This is a genomic window from Aquabacterium sp. UBA2148 (genome assembly GCF_002328915.1).
Taxonomy (GTDB): domain Bacteria; phylum Pseudomonadota; class Gammaproteobacteria; order Burkholderiales; family Burkholderiaceae_C; genus Aquabacterium; species Aquabacterium parvum.
Window position 1 is genome coordinate 1 of sequence record NZ_DCXA01000057.1, and the last position, 5,307, is coordinate 5,307.

The window sequence follows — 5,307 nt, forward strand, 5'->3', positions numbered from 1 at the left end:
CAAGACCCTGGCCCAGGTGGACGCCACGCGCGCCGCCGCCTACCCCAAGCTCACGCTGACCGGCAGCGTGGGCGGCAGCTCGAGCGAGCTCGGCCGCGTGCTGGCCGACCCGGTGGGCACCCTGGGCGCCGGCCTGCTGCTGCCCTTCGTGCAGTGGCGCGACGTGCAGCGCAACGTCGACATCTCGAAAACCGACCACGAGCTGGCCATCCGGGGTTTTCGCCAGAGCTGGTACACGGCCTTGTCCGAGGTGGACAACGCCCTGGCCTCGCGCCTGCGCTACGAGCAGCAGGGCGAGCGCCTGCAGATCGCGGTGGCCGCGGCCCGCGACAGCGAACGCCTCTCCGAGGCCCGCTACCGCGCCGGTGCCGTGCCCCTGAAGACCTGGCTGGACGCCCAGGAAACCCGCCGCCAGGCCGAAAACAACCTGGCGCTCAACCGCTTCAACCGGCTGGACGCGCTCATCACGCTCTACCAGTCGGCTGGCGGTGGGCTGGGCGACGCTGCCACGGTGGCGCCGACCGCCACTTCGGTCACGTCCGCATCGTCCGAACGGATCACCCCGAGGTAACCCCGCTTGTGCATGCTGCACCGCAGCACGCTATGCTTCGCGCATGATCACCGTTCATCACCTCGAAACCTCTCGGTCACAGCGGATCCTGTGGCTGCTGGAAGAGCTCGGCCAACCTTACGAGCTCAAGGTCTACAAACGCCACCCGGTCACCAAGCTGGCGCCGCCAGAGCTCAAGCAGGTTCACCCGCTGGGCAAGTCACCCGTCATCACCGACCGGGGCGAGGTCATCGCGGAGTCGGGCGCCATCCTGGAGTACCTGGTCGAGCAATACGGCCGCCAAGCCCCGGGTGATGCGGCGCGCCTGGTGCCCGCCGTGGGCACGCCGGAGCACCGCCAGGTGCGTTTCTGGATGCACTTTGCGGAAGGCTCGTTGATGAACTGGCTGGTCATGAAGCTGGTCTTCATGACGATCCCGACACAGCCCATGCCCTTTTTTGTCAAGCCGATCGCGCGGGAGCTGTGCAAGCGCGTGCAAAAGCAGTTGATCGACCCGAACGTGAACACCTCTTTGGCCTTCATCGAAGACCACCTGGGGCGTCACACCTGGTTTGCCGGCGATCAGATCAGCCTGGCCGACTTCCAGATGAGTTTTGCGGTCTCGGCCCTGCTGTCTCGCTCGGATGCGGCCGCCGCGCACCCCAACTTGCTGGCCTATGCCAAGCGCATGGAAGGGCGTCCTGCCTACCAGCGGGCGCTGGCCAAGGGCGGGCCGGTGGTGATGGGTTGATTCGGGGCTGCCCCTGAAACGGGGTGATTTGATCTGGATTGAACTTAGGTGCGAATCAATCGCATTAAGATTCGTAAAGTTCAATCGCACATCAAAAAGCCTCCCATGAACCCTTCACGCACCCTGCGCGCCTCGGCCCTGGCCCTGGCTGTCCTCGGCACCCATGCGCACGCCGATGAAAACCTTTTTGGCTACGCCCGTGGCAGCGAGACCCTGCCCCAGGGATCGTTCGAGCTCTACCAGTTCGTCACCCACCGCAGCGACAAGGGCGAAGGCACCTACCGCGCCACCGACTACCTGACCGAGCTGGAGTACGGCGTGACCAACCGCCTGACGGTGTCGGGCGCGGTCAAGCTGATGTCGCTGACGACCAGTGGCTTGCTGATCGACGGCTACTTGCCGGGCGACAAGTCTTTTGACCTGAAGCCGGCCGGCTTCTCTCTGGAAGCCAAGTACAACTTCCTGAGCCCGGCCAAAGACGACATCGGCCTGTCGGGCACGTTCGAATTCACCCGCAACACGGTGGATCCCCATTCTGGCCAGAAGAAGAAGGCCAACAAGTTCGAGCTGGGCGCGCAACTGCAGAAGTATTTTGCCGAGGGCCAGGTCGTCTGGGTGACGAACGCCGCGCTGGAAGCCACCTATGCCAAGCGCGCAGCGATCAGCAACCTGCCTGAAGATTTCGAATGGTCCACCGAACCCGAGGTGGAGATCGAAACCAAGCTGTCCACGGGCCTGACCTACCGCTTCGCACCTGGCTGGTTCATTGGCGCGGAAACCCAGTACGAAGCCGAGTACGAGACCGATGTCGGCAAGGAGCGCTGGTCCGTTTTCGCGGGCCCGAGCCTGCACTACGGCGCCAAGGACTGGTGGGTCACGCTGACCTGGTTCAAGCAGGTTCGCGGGGGCGGCGAGAAGTACGAAGGTCAGACCGAGAAACTGCATCTCATTGAGAAGACGAAGCAGGAAATCCGCCTGAAGGTGGGTTTCAACTTCTGAAGGAGCCGGGCATGAGCACGACGCGTGACTGGAGCGCATTCCTGTTGCCGGTGGCGGCCCTGGCCGTGGCCGCGCCGCCCACCTACGCCATGAGCTACCTGTCGGTGGCACAGGCGCAGGCGGCCTTGTTCCCGTCGGCCAAGGTGTTTGCCGAGGCATCGCTCAAATTCGACGATGCCCAGAAGGACCGCATCAAGGCGGCTTCCGGCCTGCGCCAGCGCTGGGATGCCCAGAAGGTGTGGCGCGCCGAGCGCGATGGCCAGTTGCAAGGCTGGTTCATCGTGGACGACGTGATCGGCAAGCACGACTTCATCACCTACGCCGTGGCGATATCGCCAGACGGGCGCGTCCTGGGCGTGGAGGTGATGGAGTACCGCGAGACGCATGGCGGGCAGGTCCGCGAGGCGAGCTGGCGCAAGCACCTGGTGGGCAAGACCTTGTCCGACCCCTTCAAGCTCGACGAGGACGTGCCCAACATCACGGGTGCCACGCTGTCGTGCCGCAACGTGATGGACGGCGTCAAGCGCCTGCTGGCCATCCACAAGCTGTTCCTGGCGAAGGCCTGAACCCTGTGGAGGTGGTGCGCCGCATGCGGCCCTTGCTGGGCACCTTCGTGGAGGTCCACGCGGAGGGGCTCGGTGCGGTGCATGCGGTGGAGCAGGCCTGGCAGGCCATCGAGCTGGCCCAGCGCGACTGGAGCGTGCAGGATGCGTCGAGCGAGTTGTCTCGCCTGAATGCCACCCATGGTTTGTGCGTGCCTGCGCAGCGCCACACCCTTCGCCTGCTGCGCCTGGCGTGTGCGCTGATGCGGCGCAGCGGTGGTGCGTTCGACATCACCGTGGGCGGCTTGCTGACCGAAGCGGGTGTGCTGCCCGAGCAGGGGCAGAACTGGCTGCCTCGCGGGCACGTCGATGACATCGAGATCGGCCCGGGTTGGGTGCGCCTGCACCGGCCCTTGCGGTTGACGCTGGACGGCGTGGCCAAGGGCTTCGCGGTGGACCTGGCGGTCTCGGCGCTGCGGCGAGCGGGTGCCGTGGCCGGCTGGGTGAACGCCGGCGGTGATGTGCGTGCATTTGGCGAGGCCGTGGTGCCGATGCATCGACGCGAGGCCGATGGTCGGTTGGTGCCGATCGGGGCGCTGAGTCAGGCCGCAGTGGCCACTTCGATGGTTCAGGCCGCAACAGTCTCAAAAGACGCACAATCCGTACCCGATGCGCGCTGGCCGGCGCGCATCCTGGCCCCGCATGGGCAGGCACCCACGCCGGGTGTGTGGACCGTGCTGGCCAGGCGTGCATGGCGTGCCGATGCACTGACCAAAGTGGCCGCGGTGTGCCCTGAGCCAGGGCGCCCGGCCCTCATCCAACAACTGGGTGGTTGCCTGATCGAAGGCGCCGCCATCGGGGCTGCGCAGGCGGCCCCCGCGCATCGACGTCCCGCATGAAAGGTCATCCCCGCTGGTTCCGCCCTGGTCTCATGGCCGTGGCTTTGTCCCTGCTGCTCAGCGGCCTGTTGCTGGCGCCATCCATGTTGATGATGCGCGCGGAGGTCGAGGTGCCCTGGCACCTCGATGGCTCGCAGCGGGTGGGTGTGGCCGCCTGGCATGCCTTGAGCGCCATGCTGGCCACCTGGGTGGTGGGGGCCTTGTGGACCGTGCACATGCGCGCGGGCTGGCGGCGCAGGTTGCAACGCGTCAGCGGTGCGCTGCTGGTCGGTTTGCTGTCGGTGCTGGCCGGCAGCGCGCTGGGCATCTATTACCTGGGTGACGAGTCGCTGTCGGTGCTGGCCGCCTGGGTGCACCTGGTTGTCGGGCTCGTGATCCTGCTGCCTTTTGCCTGGCACGCCTGGTATGCGCCGTGGCGCCGTCACCGGGCGATGAAGCCCCACTGAGGGGCCCAAGGCGGGCACATCGCTGCGGCCCTGGGCATCCGCCTCATCAGCCTTGTGCCGTTCGAGCCTGGCCGCTGCTGGCCAGCTTGAGCACCTGCAGGTAGGTCGGGGCATCGGGCACACCGGCCTGTTCGCGCAGCCACTTGTGCATCAGCGGCAGGCGGTAGTAGGGCACCGACGCCATCACGTGGTGCTCCATGTGGTGGTTCACATGAACAGGGGCCACCGTCATGCGCGCCAGCCAGCCGGCCTTTGTGGTGCGGGTGTTGAGGAACATGTCGGGTGAACGCGGCAGGCATCCGTGCTCTGCGATCGAGCGGATGCGCACAAACAGCGGCAACACGTTGAGGTAAGCCACCACCCAGGCCCAGTAGAGCCAGGCATGCCCTGTCGCGGCCAGCGCAGCCCAAAGCACCAGGTTGGTCAGCACCACGGGGGCGATGTTCTTCGCTGTGGTGACGATGCGCTCAGGCCAGAAGCGACCAGCCTGGGGCAGGCGCTCGATGTGGTTGGCCACCGTCCACTTGAACACGCCAGCGTCCATCATGAACAAGCCGTAGCTCAGCTTGAGCCCGGTGAGGCCGGAGATGTCGCGCAGCACCTTGCGCACCAGCGAGGCGCGGGTCACGGGGTAGTCGGCGTGCAGCGAGATGTCCGGGTCCTCCAGCGTGCCCGTGCGGGTGTGGTGCCCGAAGTGATGCACCTTGTACTTGGGCAGGTTCTGCCAGATGGGGCGCGCGCAAAGCCAGTCGGTGAGCACGTCGTTGGCCCAGCGACTTTTGAACAGCGTGCCGTGCGAGCCCTCGTGCTGCAGGATGGCCAGGCACAGTTGGCGGCCGGCGATCACGATGCTCGCCAGCACGAACGTGAACACGCTGGGCCACCAGGCCAGCACCGCGAAGGCGGCAGCGATCACGCCCCATGTGGAGGCGATGGCCCAGGCTCCGAGCCAGTCCGAGCGCTCGGTCAGCGTGGCCAGCTGCTCTCGGGTGAACAGGTCCTTGAGCCTTCTGCGCGTGGCCGTTGGCAGCTCGGTGGGCGTGGCGCTTTCGACCTGGGCATCTTGGGCGAGGGCCGATGGGGGGGCGTTCGAAGAGGTGGGGGCGCGCATGGGGTGGTC

7 protein-coding genes are annotated in these 5,307 nt (G+C 66.4%); 6 read left to right on the top strand and 1 reads right to left on the bottom strand.

The annotated features are described in order from the left end of the window. The 6 genes from B2W70_RS03230 to B2W70_RS03255 all read left to right on the top strand — a co-directional run. Positions 1 to 571: TolC family protein (locus B2W70_RS03230; protein WP_286742793.1), on the top strand; the 571-nt coding region annotated here is incomplete at its 5' end. A 43-nt stretch (positions 572 to 614) separates the two neighbouring features. Next, positions 615 to 1,301 carry a glutathione S-transferase family protein gene (locus B2W70_RS03235; protein ID WP_058088695.1) on the top strand — a complete coding sequence of 229 codons (687 nt, stop codon included), beginning with the start codon at positions 615 to 617 and terminating at the stop codon, positions 1,299 to 1,301. 105 nt (positions 1,302 to 1,406) lie between these two features. Continuing rightward, a complete protein-coding gene (locus tag B2W70_RS03240) occupies positions 1,407 to 2,300 on the top strand; it encodes a DUF6662 family protein (RefSeq protein ID WP_286742796.1) in 894 nt (297 codons plus the stop codon). An 11-nt stretch (positions 2,301 to 2,311) separates the two neighbouring features. Continuing rightward, a complete protein-coding gene (locus B2W70_RS03245) occupies positions 2,312 to 2,866 on the top strand; it encodes an FMN-binding protein (protein WP_286742799.1) in 555 nt (184 codons plus the stop codon). A gap of 23 nt (positions 2,867 to 2,889) precedes the next feature. Further along, positions 2,890 to 3,741, top strand: coding sequence for an FAD:protein FMN transferase (locus tag B2W70_RS03250; RefSeq protein ID WP_286742801.1), 852 nt, complete (start codon positions 2,890 to 2,892; stop codon positions 3,739 to 3,741). Continuing rightward, entirely contained in the window at positions 3,738 to 4,187 is a 450-nt protein-coding gene (locus tag B2W70_RS03255; RefSeq protein ID WP_286742804.1) for a hypothetical protein, read from the top strand. Before B2W70_RS03250 ends, B2W70_RS03255 begins: the two co-directional genes overlap by 4 nt. 46 nt (positions 4,188 to 4,233) lie before the next feature. Here the strand turns inward: B2W70_RS03255 and B2W70_RS03260 are convergent, their stop codons facing one another. Then, complete coding sequence (locus tag B2W70_RS03260; protein WP_286742806.1) at positions 4,234 to 5,298, bottom strand: fatty acid desaturase family protein; 1,065 nt, start codon at positions 5,296 to 5,298, stop codon at positions 4,234 to 4,236. Between the last annotated feature and the right edge of the window lie 9 nt (positions 5,299 to 5,307).

What these genes read in the sequence shown, in the direction of transcription:
- B2W70_RS03240 (WP_286742796.1), top strand. Translation starts at nt 1,407, where the DNA reads ATGAACCCTTCACGCACCCTGCGCGCCTCGGCCCTGGCCCTGGCTGTC.
- B2W70_RS03260 (WP_286742806.1), bottom strand. Translation starts at nt 5,298, where the DNA reads ATGCGCGCCCCCACCTCTTCGAACGCCCCCCCATCGGCCCTCGCCCAA.
- B2W70_RS03235 (WP_058088695.1), top strand. Translation starts at nt 615, where the DNA reads ATGATCACCGTTCATCACCTCGAAACCTCTCGGTCACAGCGGATCCTG.
- B2W70_RS03245 (WP_286742799.1), top strand. Translation starts at nt 2,312, where the DNA reads ATGAGCACGACGCGTGACTGGAGCGCATTCCTGTTGCCGGTGGCGGCC.
- B2W70_RS03250 (WP_286742801.1), top strand. Translation starts at nt 2,890, where the DNA reads ATGCGGCCCTTGCTGGGCACCTTCGTGGAGGTCCACGCGGAGGGGCTC.
- B2W70_RS03255 (WP_286742804.1), top strand. Translation starts at nt 3,738, where the DNA reads ATGAAAGGTCATCCCCGCTGGTTCCGCCCTGGTCTCATGGCCGTGGCT.